This is a genomic window from Rhizobium sp. WYCCWR10014, assembly GCF_001657485.1.
GTDB lineage: Bacteria > Pseudomonadota > Alphaproteobacteria > Rhizobiales > Rhizobiaceae > Rhizobium.
In genome coordinates this window covers 234,807-256,857 of sequence record NZ_LXFU01000035.1, presented here as the reverse complement: position 1 = coordinate 256,857, position 22,051 = coordinate 234,807, and the positions used below count along the sequence as shown (strand labels likewise).

The 22,051-nt window shown below is 61.9% G+C and carries 23 protein-coding genes; 16 read left to right on the top strand and 7 right to left on the bottom strand.

The annotated features are described in order from the left end of the window. The first annotated feature begins 51 nt into the window (after nucleotides 1-51). Nucleotides 52-996, top strand: coding sequence for a GlxA family transcriptional regulator (locus A6U98_RS15475; protein WP_064651392.1), 945 nt, complete (start codon nucleotides 52-54; stop codon nucleotides 994-996). A 38-nt stretch (nucleotides 997-1,034) separates the two neighbouring features. Here A6U98_RS15475 and A6U98_RS15470 read toward each other — a convergent pair whose 3' ends face one another. Further along, nucleotides 1,035-1,841 (bottom strand): phytanoyl-CoA dioxygenase family protein, encoded by an 807-nt coding sequence (locus tag A6U98_RS15470; RefSeq protein ID WP_064651148.1) that lies wholly within the window; start codon nucleotides 1,839-1,841, stop codon nucleotides 1,035-1,037. 230 nt (nucleotides 1,842-2,071) lie between these two features. Then, entirely contained in the window at nucleotides 2,072-2,968 is an 897-nt protein-coding gene (locus A6U98_RS15465) for a LysR substrate-binding domain-containing protein (RefSeq protein WP_064651146.1), read from the bottom strand. A gap of 117 nt (nucleotides 2,969-3,085) precedes the next feature. On the opposite strand from A6U98_RS15465, the gene A6U98_RS15460 reads away from it, so the two are divergent. The 3 genes from A6U98_RS15460 to A6U98_RS15450 are packed head-to-tail and all read left to right on the top strand — an operon-like array spanning nucleotide 3,086 to nucleotide 4,460. Continuing rightward, on the top strand, nucleotides 3,086-3,505 hold the full coding sequence (locus A6U98_RS15460) for a tautomerase family protein (protein WP_064651144.1): 420 nt from the start codon (nucleotides 3,086-3,088) through the stop codon (nucleotides 3,503-3,505). After that, nucleotides 3,502-3,906, top strand: a complete 405-nt coding sequence (locus A6U98_RS15455; protein ID WP_064651142.1) for a cupin domain-containing protein — start codon at nucleotides 3,502-3,504, stop codon at nucleotides 3,904-3,906. Before A6U98_RS15460 ends, A6U98_RS15455 begins: the two co-directional genes overlap by 4 nt. Beyond that, a complete protein-coding gene (locus A6U98_RS15450) occupies nucleotides 3,903-4,460 on the top strand; it encodes a DUF4865 family protein (protein WP_064651140.1) in 558 nt (185 codons plus the stop codon). Before A6U98_RS15455 ends, A6U98_RS15450 begins: the two co-directional genes overlap by 4 nt. A 2-nt stretch (nucleotides 4,461-4,462) precedes the next feature. On the opposite strand, the gene A6U98_RS15445 is transcribed toward A6U98_RS15450, so the two are convergent. The 3 genes from A6U98_RS15445 to A6U98_RS15435 form a co-directional block, all read right to left on the bottom strand. Then, nucleotides 4,463-5,098, bottom strand: a complete 636-nt coding sequence (locus tag A6U98_RS15445; RefSeq protein WP_064651138.1) for a LysE family translocator — start codon at nucleotides 5,096-5,098, stop codon at nucleotides 4,463-4,465. Between the two features lie 122 nt (nucleotides 5,099-5,220). Beyond that, entirely contained in the window at nucleotides 5,221-6,660 is a 1,440-nt protein-coding gene (gene pyk / locus A6U98_RS15440) for a pyruvate kinase (RefSeq protein WP_064651135.1), read from the bottom strand. After that, complete coding sequence (locus tag A6U98_RS15435; RefSeq protein ID WP_156667851.1) at nucleotides 6,660-7,145, bottom strand: DUF1036 domain-containing protein; 486 nt, start codon at nucleotides 7,143-7,145, stop codon at nucleotides 6,660-6,662. Before A6U98_RS15435 ends, pyk begins: the two co-directional genes overlap by 1 nt. A gap of 202 nt (nucleotides 7,146-7,347) precedes the next feature. On the opposite strand from A6U98_RS15435, the gene A6U98_RS15430 reads away from it, so the two are divergent. From A6U98_RS15430 to A6U98_RS15420, 3 genes are all read left to right on the top strand, one after another. After that, a complete protein-coding gene (locus A6U98_RS15430; protein ID WP_064651389.1) occupies nucleotides 7,348-8,136 on the top strand; it encodes an N-formylglutamate amidohydrolase in 789 nt (262 codons plus the stop codon). A 50-nt stretch (nucleotides 8,137-8,186) separates the two neighbouring features. Next, complete coding sequence (locus A6U98_RS15425) at nucleotides 8,187-8,492, top strand: DUF1244 domain-containing protein (RefSeq protein ID WP_064651131.1); 306 nt, start codon at nucleotides 8,187-8,189, stop codon at nucleotides 8,490-8,492. A gap of 91 nt (nucleotides 8,493-8,583) precedes the next feature. Further along, entirely contained in the window at nucleotides 8,584-8,847 is a 264-nt protein-coding gene (locus A6U98_RS15420; RefSeq protein WP_003542853.1) for a DUF2312 domain-containing protein, read from the top strand. Between the two features lie 153 nt (nucleotides 8,848-9,000). Here A6U98_RS15420 and A6U98_RS15415 read toward each other — a convergent pair whose 3' ends face one another. Both A6U98_RS15415 and A6U98_RS15410 read right to left on the bottom strand, forming a co-directional pair. After that, nucleotides 9,001-10,848, bottom strand: coding sequence for a DUF882 domain-containing protein (locus A6U98_RS15415; RefSeq protein WP_064651129.1), 1,848 nt, complete (start codon nucleotides 10,846-10,848; stop codon nucleotides 9,001-9,003). 178 nt (nucleotides 10,849-11,026) lie between these two features. After that, nucleotides 11,027-12,571, bottom strand: coding sequence for a sigma-54 dependent transcriptional regulator (locus A6U98_RS15410; RefSeq protein WP_064651127.1), 1,545 nt, complete (start codon nucleotides 12,569-12,571; stop codon nucleotides 11,027-11,029). 310 nt (nucleotides 12,572-12,881) lie between these two features. Between A6U98_RS15410 and A6U98_RS15405 the strand changes: the two genes are divergently transcribed. The 9 genes from A6U98_RS15405 (at nucleotide 12,882) to A6U98_RS15365 (ending at nucleotide 21,985) form a co-directional block, all read left to right on the top strand. Further along, the gene (locus A6U98_RS15405; RefSeq protein WP_064651125.1) at nucleotides 12,882-14,738 is read left to right on the top strand and encodes a M3 family oligoendopeptidase; all 1,857 of its coding nucleotides are present in this window, start codon (nucleotides 12,882-12,884) and stop codon (nucleotides 14,736-14,738) included. A gap of 89 nt (nucleotides 14,739-14,827) precedes the next feature. After that, nucleotides 14,828-15,988 (top strand): aminodeoxychorismate synthase component I, encoded by a 1,161-nt coding sequence (locus A6U98_RS15400; protein ID WP_064651123.1) that lies wholly within the window; start codon nucleotides 14,828-14,830, stop codon nucleotides 15,986-15,988. Further along, nucleotides 15,985-16,614 (top strand): aminotransferase class IV family protein, encoded by a 630-nt coding sequence (locus A6U98_RS15395; protein ID WP_064651121.1) that lies wholly within the window; start codon nucleotides 15,985-15,987, stop codon nucleotides 16,612-16,614. Before A6U98_RS15400 ends, A6U98_RS15395 begins: the two co-directional genes overlap by 4 nt. A gap of 2 nt (nucleotides 16,615-16,616) precedes the next feature. Continuing rightward, nucleotides 16,617-16,901 (top strand): YciI family protein, encoded by a 285-nt coding sequence (locus A6U98_RS15390; RefSeq protein WP_064651119.1) that lies wholly within the window; start codon nucleotides 16,617-16,619, stop codon nucleotides 16,899-16,901. Between the two features lie 17 nt (nucleotides 16,902-16,918). Then, nucleotides 16,919-17,284 (top strand): DUF4440 domain-containing protein, encoded by a 366-nt coding sequence (locus A6U98_RS15385; protein ID WP_064651387.1) that lies wholly within the window; start codon nucleotides 16,919-16,921, stop codon nucleotides 17,282-17,284. 193 nt (nucleotides 17,285-17,477) lie between these two features. Next, nucleotides 17,478-18,929 (top strand): homospermidine synthase, encoded by a 1,452-nt coding sequence (locus A6U98_RS15380; protein ID WP_064651117.1) that lies wholly within the window; start codon nucleotides 17,478-17,480, stop codon nucleotides 18,927-18,929. Between the two features lie 171 nt (nucleotides 18,930-19,100). Next, on the top strand, nucleotides 19,101-19,469 hold the full coding sequence (gene omp10, locus A6U98_RS15375) for an outer membrane lipoprotein Omp10 (RefSeq protein WP_064651115.1): 369 nt from the start codon (nucleotides 19,101-19,103) through the stop codon (nucleotides 19,467-19,469). Between the two features lie 27 nt (nucleotides 19,470-19,496). Further along, on the top strand, nucleotides 19,497-19,817 hold the full coding sequence (locus tag A6U98_RS15370; protein ID WP_064651113.1) for a hypothetical protein: 321 nt from the start codon (nucleotides 19,497-19,499) through the stop codon (nucleotides 19,815-19,817). 173 nt (nucleotides 19,818-19,990) lie between these two features. Continuing rightward, nucleotides 19,991-21,985 carry a bifunctional UDP-sugar hydrolase/5'-nucleotidase gene (locus A6U98_RS15365; RefSeq protein WP_064651111.1) on the top strand — a complete coding sequence of 665 codons (1,995 nt, stop codon included), beginning with the start codon at nucleotides 19,991-19,993 and terminating at the stop codon, nucleotides 21,983-21,985. Nucleotides 21,986-22,051 lie beyond the last annotated feature (66 nt).

Here is a 22,051-nt window from a genome sequence, read left to right as displayed (position 1 = left end):
ATGTCATATATACCACTTTTCAGGACATCCTCTTTTTCGAAGGTGATGATCATGCAGCAAATCGGCTTTCTGCTCTATCCCGGCTTCCAGATCATGAGCCTGGCGGCCGTCTCCGCCTTCGAGTTCGCCAATCTCGAACTCGAGGAAAAGGTTTATGAGATCCGCTACCTCTCCGAAAATGGCGGACCGATTGCCAACTCGCTTGGCATGGTGATGGAAACGGAGGCGTTTGGCGACCCAGCCCTCGACACGCTGATCGTGACAGGCGCGCCCGGTATCAGGTTGCCGAATGCCGCAGAAGCCGACTTCATCCGCGCAGCCCTGCCGGCCGCGCGTCGTTTGGCCTCGATCTGCACCGGTGCCTTCTTTCTCGCTGAAGCCGGCATCCTCGACGGCCGCCGCGCGACGACGCACTGGTACGTCTCGCGCGAACTGCAAAGCCGCTATCCCAAGATAAAGATGGAAGAGGACCGGATCTTCATCATCGACGGTTCGATCTGGACCTCGGCCGGCATGACGGCCGGTCTCGATCTGGCTTTGGCGATGGTCGAGAAGGATCACGGTTTCGATGTGGCGCGCGCCGTTTCCCGCAAACTCGTCGTCTATCACAGGCGCGCCGGCGGCCAGTCGCAATTTTCCGCCCTGCTGGAGCTGGAGCCCAAATCAGACCGCATCCAGAAGGCGCTCGCCCACGCCCGCAGCAATCTGAAATCGGGGCTTTCGGTCGACGAGCTGGCGGAGGTGGCCCATCTCAGCCCTCGCCAGTTCAGCCGCGCCTTCCGCGCCGAAACCGGGCAAGCGCCGGCCAAGGCCGTCGAGAACCTGCGGCTCGAAGCCGCCCGGCTGATGATGGAGCAGAGCCGCCATCCGATTGACGTCGTCGCCGACGAGACCGGCTTTGCCGACCGCGAGCGTATGCGCCGCGCTTTCCTGCGCGCCTTTGGCCAGCCGCCGCAGGCAATACGCCGCAACGCTCAGCAGGAGCTGCAGATGTGAGCACCCAGCCTGCGACGGCTGGGTGCTTTCTATCCTCGCTACTGCTCCTGAAGCGCCCGGCGGATCGCGATCTCGACTGGCGAATAGGCGCCGTCCTCCCGTTCAAGCAAAAGAGGTTCGGAAGGTGCAAGGCCGGGCTGCGCCATGAAACGCGGCTCCTTGCCGCGATGCATCTGCGCTGCATGGATGAGGAACGGATGGCACAGATAGACCGTGCCCGCCAGGCCCGTCGCCAACGCCAGCGGCCGGTCTTCCCCGACATGCTCCAGCCAAAGATGCGCCATCCCCGCTTCCCCCGCCGGCGCCAGAAGACGGGCGATATCCTTGTGCGAACCGACGCGGATGCGGGTCGGCGCATCCTCCTCCCCGACATCCGAAAACAGGAAGAGCATCAGCAACGCCCGCCCGCGCGAGGTGATGTTCACCCGCCAGGCGGAGAAGTCCCGTTGCTCATCCGGATTGGAATCCTCGCCGGGAAAGCTCAGATCGACATGCCAACCGGCATCACCGGGATCATCGGGATAGGGAAAGCGCACCGGGAAACTGCCAAGCCCACTGCGTGGCTCCCAGCGCCCCTTGCCGACGAGCTGGTCAAAGGCCGAATGCAATACCTGCGTGTTGACGGCCTTCTCGAATGGTCCGCCGCCATAACCGGCAAGCCGCACGACGGGCTGCGTCCACGTCCTTGGATCATCCGCATCGAAGGGAATATCACGCCACATGATGGCCCGAGCTTCCTTGGCCAATGCGTGGGGAAAAGCGTCGTCGATCCTGACGAAACCGTCCTCGATGAATTGCTCGATCTGCGCAGCACTCAGTGCCGCCGGATAAACATCTGATGTCATGACATATCTCTCTATCGCCAATCCTGCCGGCCCTTTCCTTGGCCAGACGCAGGGTCGTTACCGTCCACGGCGACGCGCCAGCCGCAAAGGCTGGTCAGCGGCCGCATCTTCTGATGCCCGAAGGCAGAGCCTTAGAGGCTCAAGAAGAAGACCGAAGCGATATTGAGGGTGAACGTCTTCATAGCGGCTCGAGGCTACAGGCTTGCGCCCGAGGGGTCAATGCGGAGATGTCAAGCCAACACCTCGCGCAGCGCGCCATGCACCGACTGAAGCACGAGTTCGGCGAGCCGGGCCGCAGCCGGCTGCGGTTCGGCTTCCGCTCGATGCAGGACCAGACCGAGCTTCGGCAAATCCGGCAAGCCGATTGTCTCCGGCGTGAGCGGCCGGACCTTCGCCGGCAGGCCGATCGGCGTGCGGATGGTGAGGCCGAGGCCTGCCGCTGTCGCGGCCCAGAGACCGCCGAGGCTGGGACTGACGAAGGCGAGCCGCCAGGAAATGCCCGCCTCATCAAGTGCCTTGGTCGCTGCACTCCGCAGCAGACACGGCGCCTCCAGCGAAGCGAGCGGCATCGGCTCGCCGCTTGCGGCTTGCCAGCCCGGCTGCCCCTCGGCAGGTCCGATCCAGCGCATCGGCACTTCGCCGATCCGCTCGCAATGCGCCGTCAGCGTGCCGTCACTCCAGGCAAGCGCGAGATCGAGCTTGCCCGAGGTGACGCGCTCGAGCAGCTCGGCATTGCGCACCACCCGCGCCTCGATCCGGACCTTCGGATGAGCGCGCGCAAAGCGGCCGAGCACATCAGGCAGCAGGGTCTCGCCGAAGTCCTCCTGCAGGCCGAGCCGCACCCAGCCTTCCAGTTCGACGCTATGCACGGCCGCAGCCGCCTCGTCGTTGAGCTCCAACAGCCGCCTGGCATAACCGAGCATCGTCTCGCCGGCATCGGTCAGCGCCAGCCCGCGACCCGCCTTGCGGAAGATCGGCGTGCCCGCCTGTTCTTCCAGCTTCTTCAGCTGCGCACTCACTGCCGAGGTCGAACGCCCGAGCCGCTCGGCCGCCTTGGCGAAATTGCCGAGCTCCATGCCGGTCGAAAAGGTTCGAAGCACATCGAGATCGAAGATCGTCCGTCGCATTACATAATCCCGTTTTTAAGGATTATTCATCCATAAAATTCTGATTTTCAGCATCATCGTGCCGTGTAATCATTCTGCTGTCAAGGCCGACAAACGGCCCGAACCATGGAGATCCCGATGCCCTTCGTTCGCATTTCTCTTCGCAAAGGCAAGTCGCCGGACTATCTCAAGGCGCTATCCGACAACATCCAACACGCCTTGGTCGACACCTTCGATGTGCCTGAAAACGATCGCTTCCAGACCATTCATCAGCATGACGAGAACGAGCTGATCTTCGACCGCACCTATCTCGCCGGTCCGCGCTCCGACGATTTCGTCTACATCTCGATTACCATAGGCAGACCCCGCACGGCCGAGACGAAGAAGGCGCTCTATCGGCGGCTCGTCGATCTGCTGGCGCAATCGCCAGGCCTTCGGCCCGAGGATGTGATGATCGTCATCAGCACAAGTGCGCCGGAAGATTGCTCCTTCGGCGACGGCATCGCCCAGATGACAGAACCCGACTGGCGGCTTCGTGTGGCTGGAGGCCGGCAATGAGCGCTTCGAACCCGAAGACCATGACCATCAGGCGCCCCGGCAGAGCAATCCGCTCGCCGGAGGGCGTCGCGACTGCGCCCTTCTGGGTCGAGATGCTGCTCGAAGGCAGCGCCGATGGCGAGAACACCGCAATGCGCGCCACGCTTGATCCCGGCACCATCACCCGCTGGCACACGCACTCCAAAGGCCAGTTGCTCTATGTGCTTTCGGGCCATGGGTTGGCGCAGAACGACGGCGGCCCGATCGAAGCATTGCGTGCCGGCGATGCCGTCTGGTTTGCGCCCGGCGAGCGCCACTGGCATGGCGCGGCCGACGACAGCCCCTTCAGCTACATCAGCGTCCAGCCGGTAGAAAACGGCAGCGTCGTCCAATGGCTGCAACCGGTGGAGAGACAGTCATGATCGCCATGCAGTACAGCTTCACCCTGCCCGCCGATTACGACATGTCGATCATCGACCGCCGCATCCGCGATAAGGGTCCGCTGCTCGACGGCTTTCCCAATCTCGGCTTCAAAGCCTATCTCAGCGCCCGCAAGGGGGAGTTCGGCAGCCGCGACAGCCTCTATGCGCCCTTCTATCTCTGGCAGAAGCCGGAAGGGGCTAGCGACTTCCTCTGCGGCCCGGGTTTCGAGACGCTCACCGACGCCTTCGGCCGGCCGCAGGTGAAGACCTGGATCGTCTGGCAGGCAGAAATCTCGCCTGATATCGCCTCAGCCAGGTTCGCCACAGGCGATATCCTGCACACAGAGCCCTACGCGCCGCTCGCCGACATCCGCCGCGCCGAAAGCGTGGCAGCCGAAGCCGACCTGGCGACGGGCGGCGCACTCGCCTCCGTCTCCGGGTTCGAACCGACGAGTTGGACGCGGGTACGCTTCAGGCTCTGGCGGGAGCTTCCCGAGATCGGTGAGAACACGCAAGCCTATCGTGTGGGCCACCTATCCCTGCCTCAACCCTGAACTCAGACGGTTGCCCGGCGATAGAAGGCCAATGAACCGGCAAGCGCTAGCAGCGCGCCACCGCAGGCCCGCTCCAGCCACATGGCGCCCGAAGTTTTCAGGAAACGCACCGCCTGCGAGCCGAAGAAGGCGTAGCCGAACATGATCAGGAAATCGAGCGCGGCAAAGACCAGCGCCAGAAGCATATATTGCGTTGCCTGCGGCAGGGTCGGGTCGATGAACTGCGGCAGGAAGGCCGAGAAGAACAGGTAGCCCTTCGGATTGGTCGCAGCGACCATGAAGCTCTTCAGTCCGATCGAGAAGGACCACGTCGCGCCCGCAGGCGCTCCGGACTTCAACGCCGCATCGATCGTGCCTTTCGAACGCAGCAGCATGATACCGAGAAAAGCGAGATAGGCGGCACCCGCCCATTTCAACATCGAAAACCAGAATTCCGATGCGGCGAGCAGCGCACCGAGCCCGATTGCCACGGCGCCGATCAGCACGAAATCGGACAGCACCGCGCCGATCATGCCGGCAACTGCGCGGCGTAGACCATGCCGAGAGCCGTTGGTCAGCGCCAAGAGCACCGTTGGCCCCGGCGTCGCGATGCCAACGAAGGAAACGGCCGCAAAAGCCAGAAGCGTGACGATATCCATGATGCTCCTCCGAACCCAGGACATCGAAACTTGCACGCACCGCAGCCCTTGGCAATACCGCCCCATCAACGAAAAAACCCGCCGCCTCTTCAGGCAGCGGGCTTTCGAAGGATACGATTGGATCAGACGCCGCTCTGGCCGTCGGAGCCGATATAGGCAATGCGGATCATATTGGTGGCGCCGGGCGTGCCGAGCGGCACACCGGCCGAGATGATGATGCGATCGCCCGGCTTGCCGAAGCCTTCGTCCGCGACGATGCGGCAGGCGCGGTTGACCATGTCGTCGAGATCGGTCGCGTCATGGGTCACGACGCAATGCAGGCCCCAGACGACGGCAAGACGGCGCGCCGTCTTGATGATCGGCGACAGTGCCAGGATCGGCACCTGCGGACGCTCGCGCGAGGCACGAAGGCCTGTCGTGCCCGACGAGGTGTAACAGACGATCGCCGACAGCTTCAGCGTTTCGGCGATCTGACGGGCGGCAAGCGAGATCGCATCGGCGCCGGTCGCTTCCGGCTGGGCACGCTGGGCATAAATGATGCCGGGATAATGCGGCTCGCGCTCGATGGCGGTGGCAATCGATGCCATCGTCGAGACGGCTTCGACGGGATAGTCGCCCGAGGCCGATTCGGCCGAGAGCATAACGGCATCCGCACCTTCGAAGACGGCGGTCGCGACGTCGGAAACTTCGGCGCGTGTCGGCACCGGCGCCGAGATCATCGATTCCAGCATCTGCGTGGCAACGACCACCGGCTTGCCCGAACGGCGGCAGGCACGGATCAGCTGCTTCTGGATACCGGGAACCGATTCGAGCGGCATTTCGACGCCGAGATCGCCGCGGGCGACCATCAATGCGTCTGACAGTTCGATGATTTCCTCGATGCGCTCGAGAGCCTGCGGCTTTTCGATCTTCGACATCAGGCCGACGCGGCCACGGGCGATCTTGCGCACTTCGGCAAGGTCGTCGGGACGCTGGACGAAGGAAAGCGCCACCCAGTCGACATCGTCGGTGGCAAGCACGGCGTCGAGGTCGGCGCGGTCCTTATCCGTCAATGCGCCGACGCCGAGCAACGTGTCGGGAAGGCTGACGCCCTTGCGGTCGGAGATGCGCGTGCCCGAAATAACAGTGGTGACGATGCTCTTGCCGTCGCATTTTTCTGCGCGCAGGGCGAGCTTGCCGTCATCGATCAGCAGACGGTGGCCGGGCTGCACCGACTCCAGGATCTCGGGGTGCGGCAGATAGACGCGGTTCTGGTCGCCGAGCGCTTCGTTGTTGTCGAGCGTGAAGGTCTGGCCGGGCTTCAGGTCGACTTTGCTGTCGACGAACTTGCCGACTCGCAATTTCGGTCCCTGCAGGTCGGCGAGAATGCCGATCGGCCGGCCGGAGCGCGCCTCGACCGAGCGAATACGCTGGATAAGCATACGCATCAGGTCGTGGCTCGCATGGCTCATATTGATGCGGAAGACATCGGCACCGGCCTGGTGCAGCTTCTCGATCATCGATTCCTCGGAGGAGGCTGGCCCGAGGGTGGCGAGGATTTTAACTTTGCGATTACGCTTCATCAATTCTGGCTTTCTTGCGTCCCTGGGGTGTCGGAGAGCTGAACCATCCAGCTACCCTGGCGGCCCGTATCATATTCCTTAAATCCCATCTTCTGGTAACCGCGGGCATAACAATCCTGCACACCCGAGATCTTGAATTCGTTTTCCGCCACGCACATCTGCACATCACCCGTCCATCGTCCTCCCCGGGCGGCGTCCTCTGCGTAGAGGTAGTAATAGCGCGACTGCAATTCTCCCTCGATCAGCGTGGCGCAGGTCGTTGCCGGCACCTGCCACCAGCCCTCCGTCACCCAGCCATCCTTGGCCCGGTATCCAATCGCGACGCCGACGAGATTCTGTGTTCCATTGCAGACGCGAAAATCGGCGCGTACGGCATCTGCGATGAAAAATGGCATGGCGGCTGCAAGAGCGAACAGAGCGAGACGGACCAGCGGTCCGGACCGCGTGAGGAAACTTGGCGCGGCTTGGATCAACACGGCTCCCAAATAGCTCCACGGTTATTCGTATCCGTGTCTTCTTGCGCCGCCGTCAAGCGAAAGTCAACGCAATGCTAATCGATTATATTTCCTTTCATAACCACCCGTCGAGGGTCGGGCGCAACCTCTTCCCACCCTGCCGCGCTTGAACCTGCCGCAGGTGCATGCGATCACTGCGCCCGACGGCGCAATGACAAACGGCAATTCCCTGATGGACGACTTCCAATCCTTCGAAATCCTATCCGGCAAACATGACAAAGGCATGGTGATCCTCGCAGATCACGCGATGAACCGCCTTCCCGCGCGATATGGCCGGCTCGGACTGCCCGAGGCGGCCTTCGCCCGCCACATCGCCTATGACATCGGTATCGAAGGCCTGACGCGGCAGCTTTCGGCAAAACTCGGCGTTCCCGCCGTGCTCGGCGGCTTTTCGCGCCTGCTGATCGATCCGAATCGCGGCGAAGACGATCCGACACTGATCATGAAGATCTCCGACGGCGCCGTCATATCAGGCAATCATCCGATCACGCCGCAGGAATGGGAATACCGCATCGAAACCTTCCATCGCCCGTATCACGATGCCGTGGCCGCAACGATCGACAGCGTGGCGAATGCCACCGGCAGGGCGCCGCTGGTGCTGTCGCTGCACTCCTTCACGCCGGCCTGGAAAGGCATTCCCCGTCCCTGGCACGCTGCCGTGCTCTGGGACAGCGACCATCGCGCCGTCGGCCCGTTGCTTGACATGCTGCGTGCCGATCCCGATCTCGCCGTTGGCGACAACGAACCCTATGACGGCGCACTTAAGGGCGATACCATGTACCGCCATTGCATGATCACAGGCATTCCGCACGCGCTGCTCGAGGTGCGGCAGGACCTGATCGGAGACGAGACCGGTATATCGGCATGGGCCGAACGCCTGGCGCCGATCTTTGCGGCGATGAACGCCGATCCCGCCTTGCACGGATACGACGTTCATCTGTCGCGCACCGGCCCCTATTGAACGACAGGCCCCATTTAACGAAAGGCCTCACTTTAACGAAAGGAAGCGAGATGACCGCGCTCAGCAAGGAACAACAGATTGAATTCGAAGCTGCCGCCTTCCGCCGCCTCGTCGCACATCTTCGCGAACGCAGCGACGTCCAGAATATCGATCTGATGAATCTGGCCGGCTTCTGCCGCAACTGCCTGTCGAACTGGTATCGCGAAGCCGCCGAGGCCGAAGGTGTCCCGGTTACCAGGGACGAATCGCGCGAAATGGTCTATGGCATGCCCTATGAGGACTGGAAGAATCTTCACCAGAACGAGGCCTCGCCTGTGCAAAAGGCTGCTTTTGAACTGAACAACCCACACAAATAGCTTGGCTGGCCGCGAACAGGCTTGACCGTGACGCCGCTTCGCGGCAGTCACTGGCATCCAAAATTGATCACCAAAAAACCAGGAGAACACGATGTCTGATGCTCATGGCGTCGCCCGCGATCAGCTTCGCGCTTTCATCGAGCGCATTGAACGGCTGGAAGAAGAAAAGAAGACCATCGCCGACGACATCAAGGACGTCTATGGCGAGGCCAAGGGAATGGGCTTCGATACCAAGATCCTGAAGAAGGTCGTGGCGCTGCGCAAGAAGGACGAGCAGGAGCGCATGGAAGAGGAAGCAATCCTCGACACCTACCTGCTCGCGCTCGGCATGATCGAGTCGCCGCCGGAAGGCTGATCCTTCCGGCATTACCGATGTCGACAAGCCGCCGGCCTCCCGGCGGCTTTTCTTTGCGCGCAAGGCGGAACGACCATCTCGCTGCATCGAAACAGCAAAAAGAAAAACCGCCGGATCGCTCCGGCGGTTTTCGATATTCCGTAGTCGGCAGGCTCAGTTCGTGTTGAACTTGCGCACTTCCATGAAGTTCACAGCCGTGCCGCTGAAGCGGGCCGGGTCGACCGAAGCGGTCTTGACGTTGAAGCCCTCGGCATAGACGGCGGTCGGCTGGGCGCGCATCTTCTGGCTGACGAACCGCGGCGCCTTGACCTGCTTGGAGGCCATTTCCAGGCGGGCATTGGTCAGCGCCCACTGCGAGATCATCTTTTCCGTCAGCTTCGGTTCGGTGCGCACCGTCGTGCGGCTGGCATCCGCTGCCGCGGCTTCCTTATGTGTCGGGCGACCACCCTTGGCAGGAAGCCCCTGCGCCACGGCACTTTCGACAGCCGGTTCGTCGAAGCCGTCCCCAAAGCTTGCCGATTTGGTCATCGGCGCCAAGGCGGCGAGTTCGAGCGGCGGCTTTGCGGCAGGCGGCTTTTGAGTCATCGCGGCGTTGATCGCCTGCTCGACCGTCTGCGGCGGCGCCTTCGACGCGATCTGGTTTTCCGCATCCTCGTTTCGCTGCTGGTCGAGTGCATCGGCAACGGCAGGCGACAGCGCGTCCTGACCGGCTTCGTCGGCGTCTGCCTCCGGATCGGCATCGGCCGCGGCAAGAAGGTTCTCGGCAACGGAAGGCCGTTCGATCGGCGTCGGAACCGGAAGTGCATTCGCGCCCGTCAGCAAGGGATCGGTCGATGCGACCTCGGCGTCGCCAGGCGCGCGGCGCTGGCCGAGAAGCGAGGGAACCGGAATGCTGTAGGCGCTGAGATCGGCGAACTGCTGCGGCTGGGCCTGATCGGCCGGAAGGGCCGCCGCAAGAGCTTGCTGTGCAGCATTACCCGAAGGCGGGGCTACGAGCGCACTCGCCACTTCGCTGGCAGCCGGCTGGTTGCTGAATGCCGGGCGAACCTGCGGCACCGGCGCGTTCAGATCGGCGACTTCGGTCTGCTGCGGCTCGGCAGGGGCGGGCTCGGCCTTCGGCGGCGTCGCCTTGGCGACGGCGACAGGGGTGGAATCATCCGACTCGTCTTCCTGCTCGTCCGCTCCGCCGCCAAAGAGTGCTTCGAACAGCGTCTTATGCTTCGGAGCCGATTCGGAAGCACTGGCGATCTGGATCTGCGAGCCGCTGCCGCGGCGCTTGTAGTCGGCCATCGCCTGCTGGTAACCCGGCAGCGGCTTGCCGTCGGCCGGAATATGGATGGTATTGCCGTTGGGGAAAAGCCTGACGAGTTCGTCGCGACTCATACGCGGCCAGGCGCGAACGCCGCCGACATCCATATGCACGAAGGGCGAGCCCGATTTCGGATAGAAACCGACGCCGCCGACCTGCATCTTCATGCCGATGCCGCGCAACGTCGCCAGCTTGACGTCGGGAATGAAGAAGTCCATCGCCTTGCCGAGCATATGCTGGCTCTTTTCGGCGACGCCGGACTTGCGCGAGCGGCCGCGCAGCATCTCGTTGGTCCCCGGCGAACGGAAGCCGCAGACGACGTTGATGTAATCTCTCGAACCGCTCTGACGATAGACTTCCCAGATCAGGTCGAACAGGCGCGGGTCCATCTTCGTCGGCTGGTTCTTGCGCCAGTCACGCAGGAAGCGGTTCAACTGCTCCAGACCCTTGGGGTCGAACTTGCCGTTACGCTTGTAGGTGATGACGGCTTTTTCGCCGGTGTGAATGAAATAGAGCTTGAGGCTGCGGGTGTCGCCCGCTGCTTGCGAAGGCGTACCAACGAATACCGGTGAGGAAACCGCGAGCGCAAGAAGGGCGGCCGCTACCGTCCTCATTGCCTTTCCGCAAATGTCGGCGCACAACAAACGCCAGCTCAAGCGCGAAGGCTTGGAATTCCCATTCAGATTCGGCAACTCGATCCCCGTCAGACAGACAATGTCCCGTACTGTCTCAGATGACTGTCAAATGCGGTCACACGATGGCAAAAATGCCACACATGATCAACCTTTTCTTTACATAGTGAACGCGCCACTAACAAGTGGTTTATGACTAGTAACAAAACGTGGTTGCCTTAATCTTAATGAAAAGCGCTTAAGCCGCATCTTTCTGGGGATTGTCGGGGTCTATGCCGTAGTCCTTGAGCTTGCGATAAAGTGTGGATCGGCCGATGCCGAGCTTGCGCGCTACTTGACTCATCTGCCCGCGATAGAATTTGAGTGCGAATCGGATGAGTTCCTCCTCGACATCGGCAAGCCTGCGCACATCTCCGGCTGGATTGACGCTGGCGATCGCGTTTTCCGAGGTCTCGGACAGGCGGTGGTGCACCTCTCCGGACATCGACGCCCTGAAGTCCTCGCCATAGCCATTGTCAGGATCGAGGCCGGTATTGTCGGCAACGAGCGCCAGATGATCCACCACGTCATATTCCGGAAGCTGGGCGGCGATCTGCGGGAAATCCGCCTCGGTCAGCTCCGGCCCTTCGGCCAGGACGACCGCGCGGAAGATCGCGTTTTCGAGCTGACGGATATTGCCCGGCCAGTCATAGGCCGTCAGCAAAGCCAGCGTGCCGGCATTCACCGTCATGCGGCGACCACTCTTCTGCTCGCTGGAGAAGCGGTCGGCAAAGACGCGCACCAGATGCGGAATGTCTTCCTTGCGTTTGCGCAGCGCCGGAATGGTGATCGGGAAGACGTTGAGGCGATAGTAGAGATCCTCGCGGAAATGGCCGTTCTTGACCTCCTCGATCAGATCCTTGTTGGTCGCCGAGATCAGCCGGACATTGACCTTGTGCGCGGTGCGTGCACCGACGGTCTCGATCTCGCCCTGCTGCACGGCACGCAGCAGCTTCACCTGCACCTCGAGCGGCAGATCGCCGATCTCGTCGAGGAAGATGGTGCCGCCGTCGGCTTCCATGAATTTGCCGATATGACGCTCGGTCGCGCCGGTAAACGCACCCTTCTCGTGACCGAAGAGAATGCTTTCGACCAGATTATGCGGGATCGCCCCGCAATTGACCGTGACGAAGGGCTTGTTCGAGCGGTCGCCGCCGGACTGGATGGCGCGCGCCACCAGTTCCTTGCCGACGCCGGATTCGCCTTCGAGCACGACGGGAATGTTGGACTGAGCCGCCCGCTGGGCGAGATCGATGACGCGGAGCATCGCCGGGCTTGCCGAGACGATATCGTCGAAACCGACCGAGCCTGAGCGCGACCGGCGTCCGGCCCGCGCCTTCACCTCGCGCTGGTCGAGCTTCATCGCGTTCGAGATCGAAGTGGCGATGCGTTCGGGCGAGACCGGCTTGACGACGAAATCGAAGGCGCCGGCGCGCATCGCCTGCACCACCGTTTCGATGCCGCCCTGCCCCGTCTGCACGATGACGGGGATCTGCGTGCCGAATTCGTGAAGCGCGTCGAGGAATTCGAGGCCGGTCATCTCCGGCATCATCAAGTCGAGCACGATGACGTTGAAAAGGCCGCTGTCGCGTTTGACCATTTCCAGGCCGATCCGGCCATTTTCCGCCTGGTGCACGACATGGCCGTGACGCTCGATTGCGTTCTTGAGCAGGCGGCGCTGCACGGGGTCGTCCTCGACCACGAGGATTTGCCCTGCTCCCTTGAGCTCATTGTAACCGGTCATTGTCGCCTCACTTCATGCGAAACCATAAAGCGCACTCTGACAGCAAGGCTTGAACATCCAGTTTTGAGAAATAATTGCATTTTAACGATTGCAACGGGTCGTTTTCGTGCCGAAGCGAGGCCTTTCATGCGCCGAGAACCCCTTGATGCGGGGCGTTAGCACGCTTGCAGCGCCGCGTGTCTCTTCAGACGCGCAAAGGACGCTGTAACACTTTGAATCGACGCATCGTGCTTTCCGAAAATCGATTCCGATTTTCGGGCCGATGCGGTAGACAATCAGACCTGTTATGAAAGTGGAGAGGAATTGCGCCATGAAAATCAAGCTCCCGCACGCCGGCCTTCTTTTATCGGCAGCAGTGCCAGCTGGGGCCGTCGACCCGGCGCTCGGCGATCTGCCGGTCTGGAAGCTGCAGGATCTTTATCCCTCCGCCACCTCCACCGCCTTCGTCGCCGACATGGAAAAGGCCGGCAAGGCCGCGATCGCCTTTGAAGAAAAGTGGAAGGGCACACTCACCGAGGCGGCGACGAAGACCGGCGCTGAGGGCATCGGCGCAGCGTTGAAGGAATATGAGGCGCTGGACGACATCATCGGCCGTCTCGGCTCCTTTGCCGGTCTGACCTATTTCTCCGACACCACCAATCCGACAAACGGGAAGCTCTACGGCGACGTGCAGGCCAAGATCACCGAATTTTCCGGCCATCTCCTGTTCTTCGCGCTGGAACTGAACCGCATCGACGACGCGGTGATCGACGCCTGCATGGCGAACGATCCCGCCGCCGGACATTATCGCCCTTGGCTGCTCGACCTCAGGAAGGACAAGCCCTATCAGCTCGACGACAGGCTGGAACAGCTCTTCCTCGAGAAGTCGATGACATCGGCCGCCGCCTTCAACCGCCTCTTCGACGAAACCATGGCGGAACTTCGCTACGACGTCGATGGCGAGAAAGTGCCGCTCGAAGTGGCGCTGAACAAGCTGCAGGAAAAGGATCCGGAAGTGCGCCGCAAGGCAGCCATGGCGCTCGCCGAAACCTTCAAGGCGAATATCCGCACCTTTACGCTGATTACCAACACGCTTGCCAAGGACAAGGAGATCGCCGACCGCTGGCGCGGCTTCGAGGACATCGCCGACAGCCGACACCTGGCAAACCGCGTCGAGCGCGAGGTCGTCGATGCGCTGGCCGCAGCCGTCCGCGAAGCCTATCCCCGCCTTTCGCATCGCTACTACAAGATGAAGGCGAAATGGCTCGGCATAGAGCAGATGAATTTTTGGGACCGCAACGCGCCCCTTCCGGAAACCTCCAGCGCCATCATCTCCTGGCCGGAGGCGAAGGACACGGTGCTTTCGGCCTATGGCAATTTTGCTCCCGAGATGGCTGATATCGCCAGGCGTTTCTTCGACGAACAGTGGATCGATGCTCCGGTTCGTGCCGGCAAGGCGCCCGGCGCCTTCGCCCATCCGACGGTTCCCTCCGCCCATCCCTATGTGCTCGTCAATTATATGGGCAAGCCGCGCGATGTGATGACCCTTGCCCATGAACTCGGGCATGGCGTGCATCAGGTTCTCGCCGGCGCACAAGGCGCGCTGATGTGCCAGACGCCGCTGACGCTTGCCGAAACCGCTTCCGTCTTCGGCGAGATGCTGACCTTCCGCGCGCTTCTGCAAAAGACCACCGATACACGCGAGCGTAAGGCGATGCTCGCCCAGAAGGTCGAGGACATGATCAACACGGTCGTGCGCCAGATCGCCTTCTACGAATTCGAGCGCAAGCTGCACACCGCCCGCAAGGCCGGCGAACTCACGGCAGACGACATCGGCGAACTCTGGCTCTCCGTCCAGTCGGAGAGCCTTGGGCCGGCGATCAGCATTTCCGAGGGATACGAGACCTATTGGGCCTATATCCCCCACTTCATCCACTCGCCCTTCTATGTCTACGCCTATGCCTTCGGCGATTGCCTGGTGAATTCGCTCTATGCCGTCTACCAGAAGGCCGAGAAGGGCTTCCAGGAGAAGTATTTCGAACTGCTGAGGGCCGGCGGCACCAAACATCACTCGGAACTGCTGAAGCCTTTCGGCCTCGACGCCACCGATCCGTCGTTTTGGAGCCAGGGCCTGTCGATGATCGAAGGGCTGATCGACGAGTTGGAAGCGTTAGATCGAGCGGCCTGATCAGCTCTGTCCCCACGCCAAACCTCTTCCCGCTAGGGAGAGGCGCCGGCTGGCGGACCAGGGAGATCGCACTCCAAGAAAAGACGCCGATGGCCGAAACCCAACCCTATATTCTGTTCCGCGACGACGCGACCGGACAGGTGATGCTTTTCGCCGAGCCGGCAGAGATCATCCTTGCCAGGACGCGCGCCGAGTTCTTTGCAGGCCTTATCAGGATGGAGCAGGCCAAGACCGCAGGCAAATGGCTTGCCGGCTACATGGCCTATGAGGCCGGATACCTCTTCGAAGAAAAACTCGCTCCCTTCGCCGGGGAGCATCGCGAAACTCCGCTCATCTGTTTCGGTGTGTTCGACGCTCCGCAGGCCGATACGCATCCGCTTGCCCTGCCAAAACAGCGCCTCGAAAACGAGGAATTCCTCACCGCTCCGAAAGCCGCCTGGGATTTCCCTATATATAAAGAGCGCTTCGACCGTCTCCACCAGCACCTGCGGCTCGGCGACGCCTATCAGGCAAACCTCACCATGCCGGTCGAGGCTCGCTGGAACGGCGATCCTCGTGCCGCCTTCTGGTCGCTGATCGAACGCCAGCCGGTCAAATACGGCGCGCTGGTCGATCTCGGCGGCCCGATCATCCTTTCGCGGTCGCCCGAACTTTTCTTCCGCACCGATGAAGAAGGCTGGATCGAGACCCATCCGATGAAGGGCACGGCGAAACGCGGCGCTACCGCCGCCGAGGATGCCGAAATCATCGAAGCCATGCGCCGCGATATCAAGACGCAGGCGGAAAACCGCATGATCGTCGATCTCCTGCGCAACGATATCTCCCGCATCACCGAGGTCGGCACGCTCGACGTCCCGAAGCTCTTCGACATCGAGACCTATCCGACCGTCCACCAGATGGTGAGCCATGTCCAGGCAAGGCTCCGCCCCGATCTTTCGATCCGCGACATCTTCTCCGCGCTCTTCCCCTGCGGTTCGATCACCGGCGCCCCGAAGATGCGGGCAATGGAAATCCTCCATGCGCTGGAGGATGTCCCGCGCGACGCCTATTGCGGGGCGATCGGCATGATCTCGCCCACCGGCGCCATGCGTTTTTCCGTCGCCATCCGCACGATCACGCTTTTTAACGGCGGCAGGGCCGTCTTCAATGTCGGCGGCGGCATCGTCTTCGATTCGACCGCCGAGGCAGAATATGAGGAATGCCTGCTCAAGGCCCGCTTCGCTGTCGGCGACCAATGGATTGCACGATGATCGATTTTTCGCTGATCGAGACGCTGCGCTGGCAGCCCGGCGAGGGCTTCATCCGCCTGCGGCTGCATCTCGCCCGGCTTTCCCGCTCTGCCCGTCGCCTTGGCTTCCCGCAACCGATCGAGGCAGCGGCCAAGCTCGACGAAGCCGTGGCAGGCGCTGCCGGTCCGCTGCGCATCCGCCTGACCTTCGACGCACAAGGCCGGATCGAGGTGACCAGCGCCGCTTTCGCGCCCCTGGCGCCCGATGCCATCTGGACCCTCCGCCTCGCCGAGACCCGCCTGAATTCTGCCGACAGGCTGCTGCGCGTCAAGACCACGCGCCGCGCCGTCTACGAGGCCGCGCGCGCCGAATACAGGCCTGATGAGGCCGATGAGGTCATGCTTTTGAACGAACGCGGCGAAGTCTGCGAGGGCACCATCACCTCGATCTTCCTGGACGATGGAACCAGCATCCTGCGCACCCCGCCGATCTCCTGCGGCCTGCTCGCCGGCGTGCTGCGCACCGAGCTCATCTGCCGGCGCCAGGCCCGCGTCGGCCGTATCTCGCTTGCCGATCTCGATGCCGGCACGCTTTATATCGGCAATTCGCTGCGCGGTCTGATCCGCGCAAACCTCGTCAGGAGCTGACCATGTTCATTCTCTCGCTCACCTATGTGAAACCCAACGATGAAGCCGACAGGCACATGGAGCCGCACATGGCCTGGGTGAAGGAGGGTTATGCCAAGGGCTGGTTCCTCGCTTCCGGCCGCAAGGTGCCGCGCACTGGCGGCGTCATCCTCGCAATCGGCGATCGCACCGCAATCGAGGCCTATGTCGCCGCCGATCCCTTCGCCCTCCACGGCGTCGCCGAATACGATATCACCGAGCTTGCCGTAACGACGGCGGTCGAAGGACTGGAAATCCTGAAGCGCTGAATTTGCAGGAGCCGATCATGGATGATCTCACCGCCCATCTCAAAGAACTCGAGGAAAAACTCTTCGACCCATCGGTTCGCGCCTCGCGCGAGATGCTGACTACGCTGCTCTCTCACGATTTCCGGGAAATCGGCAGTTCCGGACGGCTCTATACTTTCGACATGATCGTGCCCGCTCTTTTGGCCGAGCGTCGGACGGGAACGTCACGCGGCGAGCATTTCGAAACCCAAAGACTTGCCGAGCACATCGCGCTCGTCACCTATCGCGCCATTTACACCGACGTCGACGGAAGCGAAAGACGAACGCTGCGCAGTTCCATCTGGCGGCTGGAAGAGGACGGGCACTGGCGCATGCTCTTCCACCAGGGCACCGTCATCGGTTAAGCCAAGCCACGCTGGCTGCCCCCGGGACGGCTTCGCCGGCCTCCATCGCCGCCCGATATTTGGCCTTTCCCCCTCAATGCTCTTTATTGTGACGTCGTTTTATGGTTAGAGCCGGTCACCTCGCACCCTCTGCGGCAATTTCAAAACAATTCTTCGGGCTGAACGCCTTCGTCCCCTTCCACAGGAGAAAAGAATGACGGAACAGAATTATCCGGTATATGCCGAAATTACCGGTCCGATCGTGATGATCGGCTTCGGCTCCATCGGCCGCGGCACACTGCCCCTGATCGAGCGCCATTTCAAATTCGACAAAAGCCGGATGGTCGTCATCGACCCTCGTGAAGAGCCCTCCGACATAGAGATCCTGAAGAAGCACGGCGTTCGCCACATCAAGGAATATGTCACCAAGGACAATTACAAGGAACTGCTGAAGCCGCTGCTGACGGAAGGCGAAGGTCAGGGTTTCTGCGTTAACCTCTCGGTCGACACCTCCTCGCTCGACATCATCAAGCTCTGCCGCAAACTCGACGTTCCCTATATTGACACCGTCGTCGAGCCCTGGCTCGGCTTCTATTTCGACAAGGGCATGAGCAATGCCGACCGCACCAACTATGCGCTGCGCGAAACCATGCGCAAGGAAAAGGCGAAGAACCCGGGCGGCGCTACCGCCGTCTCCACCTGCGGCGCCAATCCGGGCATGGTCTCCTGGTTCGTCAAGCAGGCGCTCGTAAATCTCGCCAAAGACACCGGCCTCAAATTCGAGGAACCGGACCAGCACGATCGCGAAGGCTGGGCAAAGCTCATGAAGAAGCTCGGCGTCAAGGGGGTCCACATCGCCGAGCGCGATACCCAACGCACCAAGCATCCGAAGCCGCTCAACGTCTTCTGGAACACCTGGTCCGTCGAAGGCTTCATCTCCGAAGGCCTGCAGCCGGCCGAACTCGGCTGGGGCACGCATGAAGAATGGATGCCGAAGAACGCCAAGAAGCACAAGAAGGGCAACAAGGCGGCGATCTACCTGGAGCAGCCGGGCGCCAACACCCGCGTGCGCACCTGGTGCCCGACGCCCGGCCCGCAATATGGTTTCCTCGTCACCCACAATGAGTCGATCTCGATCGCCGACTTTTTCACGGTCCGCGACAAGGACGGCGAAGTGACCTTCCGCCCGACCTGCCACTATGCCTACCATCCGGCCAACGACGCCGTGCTCTCGCTGCATGAGATGTTCGGCAATGGCGGCACGCCGCAGCCGGTCCATCACGTTCTCGACGAGGACGAGCTGGAGGACGGCATCGACGAACTCGGCGTCCTGCTCTACGGCCATGAGAAGAATGCCTATTGGTATGGCTCGCGCCTGTCGCTGGAAGAAACCCGCCGCATCGCGCCCTACCAGAACGCCACCGGCCTGCAGGTGACTTCCGCCGTCCTCGCCGGCATGGTCTGGGCGCTGGAAAACCCGAATGCCGGCATCGTCGAAGCCGACGAGATCGATTACAAGCGCTGCCTCGAAGTGCAGCTGCCCTATCTCGGCCCGGTCGAGGGCCACTATACCGACTGGACCCCGCTCGACGGCCGTCCGGGCCTCTTCCCCGAGGATATCGACACCAAGGATCCGTGGCAGTTCAGGAACATTCTCGTTCGCTGAGATCGCCTGCACGACGTTGACAATGCCCGCCGCAAGGCGGGCATTTTTGTAACGCCTGCTGTCTAAATTCCGCCCGCTGCCCTTGCAAGGCTTGCCTTCATGCCGGGCGCGCGCCATGTTTTGCCCGAACTTGGCGGCTGTCCGCCGCGCCGATTCGCCGGGAGAAGCCTTATGAAAATCAGAACTGGTCTCGTTCTTGTCGGTGCAGCGGCCGCTCTTGCCGCCTGCGTTTCATCAGAGCCGCGTCGCTTGCCGGTTGCAGCCGCGCCCGCAGCCACCGGTGTCGAAGGCAACTGGAGCGATCCGAACGGCATCGTTTCCACCTTCCAGGGCGGTAGTTTCACCACCCGCACGACCGACAGCAACCAGCTTCTTGCCTCGGGCACCTATATCAACACCTCACCGACCCTGGTGGAAATCAACATGACCTCGCTGGTGCGCAAGACCCAGTCCAAGGTCAATTGCGCCCTCGTCAACCCGAGCCAACTCAATTGCACCTCCGATTCCGGCGCACAGTTCACGCTTTCCCGCCGCGGCTGAAAAATGAGGTGATAGGCTAAGCAGATCATGCGGGCCTTCGTCTTTTATCTCATCCTGCTGCTTGCATTGCCGCTTGCGGCACTTGCGGTCGTTTCGCCGGCCAATGTCTATCGCGCCCAGGGCATCGCCGCTCCCGATTGCGACGGGCCGCTGCAGGTGCTGATCTTCGCCGTGCCGGCAGTCCTGATCTATGGTGCAGGCGCGCTCCTTGCCTATCAGACCGGCCGGCGCTTTCATCGCCTCGTTTCCCTTCTCTGCCTGATCATCGCGCTCGCCACGGTTCCGAATATTGCGGAGGCCGTGCACGAACTCTATCGAAACGCCGCCGACGGCGAATGCCTGGGATAGGAACCCGGCTTTTTTACCCTGCCCCCTTGGAAAGCGCCTCGCCTGGCCCAGCTTTCTCTTGCGGTCGTGCATCGTCTGATGGAACATCCGCAGGCCGGGAAACCGCCCCGGCGCATAATGAAAAGGATCGGCGAGGATCAGGGGGATCTTTCGCCTCAATCAGGAGAACAGGGATGACGAAGTCTTTCAGCTTCGGTCTTTTGACCGCGTCCATGCTGGCGCTCAGCACGGGCGCCGCCTTTGCGGATTACGAACTCAATATTCTTCATATCAACGATTTCCATTCGCGCATCGAATCGATCAACAAGTTCGACTCCACCTGCTCGGCAGAGGAGGAAGGCAAGAAGGAATGCTTCGGTGGTGCTGCCCGCCTGAAGACCGCGATCGACCAGCGCCGTGAGGCGCTATCCGGCAAGAACGTCGTCCTCCTCAATGCCGGCGACAATTTCCAGGGCTCGCTCTTCTACACGACCTACAAGGGGGCAGCCGAAGCCGAATTCCTGAACCTGATGAAGTTCGACGCCATGACCGTCGGCAACCATGAATTCGACGACAGCGAGGACGGGCTTGCGACTTTCCTCGACAAGGTGCAGTTCCCCGTCGTGACGGCGAATGTCAAGGCGACAGCCGCCTCCAAGCTCGGCGACCGCATCAAGCCGTCGCTGGTGCTCGATGTCGGCGGCCAGAAGATCGGCATCGTCGGCGCCGTCACCAATGATACGGCAGAGCTTTCCTCCCCCGGCCCGAACGTCACGATCGCCGATGACGTTGAGGCGATTACCGCGGCCGTTCAGGATCTGAAGGGCCAGGGCGTCAACAAGATCATCGCGCTGACCCATGTCGGTTACCCCCGCGATCTCGCCCTGATCGCCAAGATCCCGGATGTCGACATCGTCGTCGGCGGCCATTCCCACAGCCTGCTCTCCAACACCGATCCGAAGGCCGAAGGCCCCTACCCGACGATGGTCGACAATCCCGGCGGCTACAAGGTGCCGGTCGTCCAGGCTGCTTCCTACAGCAAGTATCTCGGCGATCTCGTCGTCAATTTCGACGATAGCGGCGTCGTCAAGGATGCCAAGGGCGATCCGATCCTGATCGATTCCACCTTCACGCCCGATCCTGCCGTCATTGCCCGCATTGCCGAATTGGCAAAGCCGATCGAGGAATTGCGCAAGAAGGTGATCGGCTCTTCCGAAAGCCCGATCGACGGCGACCGCAAGGTCTGCCGCGTCGAGGAATGCTCGATGGGCAATCTGGTGGCCGACGCCATGCTCGATCGCACCAAGAACCAGGGCGTCACCATCGCCGTTCAGAACGGCGGCGGCCTGCGTGCTTCGATCGACGGTGGCGAGATCACCCAGGGCGAGGTCATCACCGTCTTGCCCTTCCAGAATACGCTCGCCACGTTTGAGCTGACCGGCGCAGACATCGTCAAGGCGCTCGAAAACGGCGTCAGCCAGATCGACCAGGGCGCCGGGCGCTTCCCTCAGGTCGCCGGCCTGAAATTCTCCTTCGACCAGTCGAAGCCCGTCGGCAACCGCGTCAGCGACGTTCAGGTGAATGACGGTGACAATTTCGCTCCGATCGACCCGGCCAAGACCTACAAGGTCGCCACCAACAACTTCATGCGCGGTGGCGGCGACGGCTATGCGATCTTTAAGGACGGCAAGAACGCCTATGATTATGGTCCAGACCTTGCCGACGTGACCACCGAATATGTCGCCGCACATTCGCCTTACAAGCCCTACACGGATGGACGCGTCACCGAACTGGCGCAGGCAGCGCCTGCTCCGGCTCCCTCTGCCGAACCCAGCCCTGCACCGGCTGCTCCCGCCCCATCCACCGAGCCGGCTCCCGCACCCGCTGCCCCGGCCCCAGCAGCACCGGCTCCCGCGCCGGCGGCACCTGCAGAACCGACTCCTGCACCCGCGGCACCGGCGCCGGCAGCACCCGCACCCGCTGCGGAACCGACACCCGCACCGGCAGCCTCCACACCTGCCGCGACGACGCCTTCCACTCACGTCATCGCCGCGGGCGACACCTTCTGGGATCTCGCCGTGACCTTCTATGGCGACGGCACGCTGTGGCGGAAGCTTTCGGATGCCAACGGCAAGCCGAACCCGCGTCATCTGACGGTCGGCAAGGAGATCGAGGTCCCCGCCAAGTAAGACGATTTGTCCCGATGCCATTGGCCGGTCCGGGGTTTCCCGGGCCGGCTTTTGTTTCTATAGGGT